The sequence below is a fragment of the Fusibacter sp. genome (assembly GCF_057447755.1).
The window spans coordinates 1-3,626 of sequence record NZ_JBVBZF010000348.1 but is presented as its reverse complement, the minus strand read 5'-3'; the positions used below and the strand labels follow the sequence as shown (position 1 = coordinate 3,626).

Here is a 3,626-nt window from a genome sequence, read left to right as displayed (position 1 = left end):
TATAGTAATTTTGGTTCTGGGCCACATAAGATTCTTTGTCGAGTAAACTTGTTTAATGGAGAGCGTCGTGTGATATCACCTTGTGGCTATGATGTGGATCAAGTTGCATTTGACATAAAGCATAAGTGCATAAACTTTTCGGCTTTCAAGACAGAAAAAATTAAGCCAGTGACCTCTTATTTATTTTCATTTGATGTAGATCGGCAATTACTCAAGCAGATAACCGATACACCATTTAGAATTGAGGGTTTTGGCAGTCTCACAGAAAATTCGATCGTTTTTAAGGGTGTTGATTTAAAAATACAAAGTAGAAACGACAATGCTTATTCTTATATTGTAAATCAGGAAGACCATATTTGTAAGCGTATTGAAAATTCCAATGTTTACAGTGTTGAAAGACCTGGCGTTATGTCTGACCATAGATTTGAGATTCAAAATAAGCCACAGGTGTATGATAAAACCTTTTATCAAATCGTAGTAACGCGATTTTCTGAAAAAATACAATGTATGAAGGAAGATTTGAAAATAAGAGAAATTGACACTGGTCTAAACCTCATTAATGCTTTTGTTGTTTTAAAAAAAGGTATTTTGATGATTGGCGCAAAAGAAAATCAGTTTCAAGAACTGTATTTTTATGATAAGACATTGACAAAAATAACATCTGTAAATGAAATGGACCAATCTCTTATCTTACCCTGTGAGTATCATTCGAGTGATATAGATGGTTGGGTCATAAAGCCAGCAGACTATAAAAAAGACAAAACATATCCAGCGGTTTTATTCATTCACGGAGGTCCAAAAACAATTTACAGTGCCGCCTATAATCATGATATGCAGCTGCTGGCATATGAAGGCTACTTTGTTATTTTTTCAAATCCTAGGGGAAGTGATGGAAGAGGAGATGCATTTGCAAATATAAAAGGCTCATTCGGAAACATGGCCTGGGATGATTTACAAAAATTTTTAAATGAGATCTTTGATAAGTATCCAGCAATTGATCGAGAAAGACTTGGTATTACCGGTGGATCTTATGGTGGCTATCTTACAAATTACATCCTTGCACATAGTGATTTGTTTAAAAGTGCAGTTTCAGAGAGAGGCATTTGTAATTTATCAACATCATTTTTAACATCAGATATTGGTTATTATTTTGTTAAAGAATATATGGGTAATACAAGCACACCATGGCAAGAACCAAGCTTGTATGACGAAGCTTCACCAATTCGTCAGGCTCATTTAATAAAAACACCAACATCATTTAACCATGGCCTTAGCGATACAAGATGTCATTATACAGAATCCGTCATGATGTATCAAGCGCTACTTTATCACGGGGTTGATTGTGAACTCAATTTATATGATGATGAAGGACATGGTTTTATAACTTCAGGGAAACCCTTACACCGATTGATGCGACATCAAAAGGTAATATCATGGTTTAATAGATTTTTAAAATAGGAGCCTCAAATGGAATTGTTAAAAAGACTTGTAGAAATGGATACATCAAATGCAATAAATGCAAATATGTGCATTGAATACTGCCATGACTACTTATTAGAAAAAGGCATTAGCGGTATCATCGTCGAGCAAGCTGGTGTCAAGAGTTATGTAGCTGTGATTGGAGAGGGTGAAACAACAATAGTCTTCAATGGTCATGTGGACGTGGTTTCTGGAAAACCCCATCAGTTTATACCAAGGGTTGAAGGTGATCGTTTGTATGGCAGAGGTGCTGCAGATATGAAAGGTGGCGTTGTAGCCATGATGGAGGCGTTCATAGCGCTGAATTGTTCAAAATTAAATTGCAAGGTGATGTTACAACTCGTATCTGACGAGGAAATCGGTGGCTTATATGGTACGAAACATCTGGTGAACTCTGGTTATATAGGTGATTTTGTTATTTGTACAGAACCAACGAACCTAAACTTGTCAGTAAGTGCAAAGGGCATCATCCGGTTGGATATCATAACTAGGGGACATTCTGCTCATGGCAGTAGGCCATGGGAAGGTGAGAATGCAATTATTAAAGCATTTGAAAATTACCAAAGGATTGAATCTCTAAATATTTTAAACGAATCCACTGAGTTTTATGAAAAGACCTCTTTAAATTTAGCTTTTATTAAGGGTGGTGATATTTATAATCGTGTGCCTGATGAAGCAATAATGGGTTTGGATATTCGTTATGTACCCCATTTAAATCCACTTGAGATTATAAGACAAATAAAAGAGGTGGTTGAAGGTGAAGTTATAACGCATGTGATTGAACCAGGAATATATGTTAAAGAGGACTGTACATTACTAAAAACACTCTTTGATATCACAAGGGAAAAGCTTGAACCTAGTGAACCAAAAAGGATTGGACAACATGGCTCATCAGATGCTCGATTTTTCTCAGGCTTAGGCATTCCTGCGATTGAGTTTGGCCCAGTGGGGGAATCGTGGCATGGCGACTCTGAATACGTTTCTTTAAAATCAGTGACTCAACTCAAGGAAATTCTTGTGAAATTTATTGAAAGTTTTTAGCTTATAAATATTTATGAAATTAGTATTTAAAAGACTATGAAAATGTTTATTAAAGGGGGATATCCTTTAATATAGATTAAAAAGAGAAGGAGAAATAATATGTTAAAAAGAATGTTAGCATTTGTGATGATTATGGCCTTATTAGTGGGGACGATTACAGGCTGCCAAAGTCAATCACAAGAACCATCAACAGAACCAGCATCAAATACAGCAGAAACAACTGCTGATAATACAAGCAGTGAACCTGCAGTTGTTAAGGATGAATTGGTTATTGCACTAAGTGCAGATATTACATCGCTTGACCCACAAGGTCACAATGATACAAAATCTGAAAGAGTATCTTTTCTACTCTTTAATAGGCTGTTCAAGCTCAATACAGATTTTGAGGTCGTACCTGACTTAGCGGAATCATACACTCAAATATCTGACACTGAGTGGGAAATTAAAATTAAAGAAGGTGTTAAATTTAGTGATGGAACAGAATTAACATCTGAAGATGTAAAGTTCAGCTTAGAGAGATCATTGACACAACCTAAGGTTCAACATGTTCTTGCAGAAGTAGAATCAGTTGAAATCGTAGATTCATACACTGTGAGAATCAAAACAAAGGTTGCTTTTGCACCATTCCTTTATACTTTAGTACATGCTGGTGCGTCGATTGTGCCTAAAGCTTATGTAGAAGGTGGCGGAGATTTCTCTACACCAATTGGTTCAGGACCATATACTTTTAGCGAGTGGGTTTCTGGAGACAAAATCGTACTAAAGAAAAATGAAAACTATTATGATCAAGACAACATGGGTCAAATGAACACGATTGTATTTAGAGTAATTCCTGAAGGCACAAGTAGAACAATTGCACTTGAGACAGGAGAAGTTGATATAGTAGACGATCTACCTGCAATTGATGTTGAACGCGTTCAATCTGATTCAAACTTATCTCTTTATCAAGAACCCTCAACAAGAGTTGATTACTTTGGTATGAACACTCAAAAAGCACCATTTGATAATAAGCTTGTAAGACAAGCATTTAACTATGCCATTGATAAAGAAGCAATCATGATTATTGCAATCAATAATGCTGGTATACAAGCTGAATCTGTACTTGC

At 35.9% G+C, this 3,626-nt stretch carries 3 protein-coding genes; all 3 read left to right on the top strand.

The window, feature by feature from the left end:
- On the top strand, positions 1-1,458 hold a 1,458-nt coding region (locus AC220I_RS19915), incomplete at its 5' end, for an alpha/beta hydrolase family protein (RefSeq protein WP_486725614.1).
- 9 nt (positions 1,459-1,467) lie between these two features.
- A complete protein-coding gene (locus AC220I_RS19910; protein ID WP_486725613.1) occupies positions 1,468-2,520 on the top strand; it encodes a M20 family metallopeptidase in 1,053 nt (350 codons plus the stop codon).
- Between the two features lie 99 nt (positions 2,521-2,619).
- The coding region (locus tag AC220I_RS19905) for an ABC transporter substrate-binding protein (protein ID WP_486725612.1) at positions 2,620-3,626 on the top strand (1,007 nt) is incomplete at its 3' end.

Coding starts and splice junctions, on each gene's coding strand:
- AC220I_RS19910 (WP_486725613.1), top strand. CDS start 1,468: ATGGAATTGTTAAAAAGACTTGTAGAAATGGATACATCAAATGCAATA.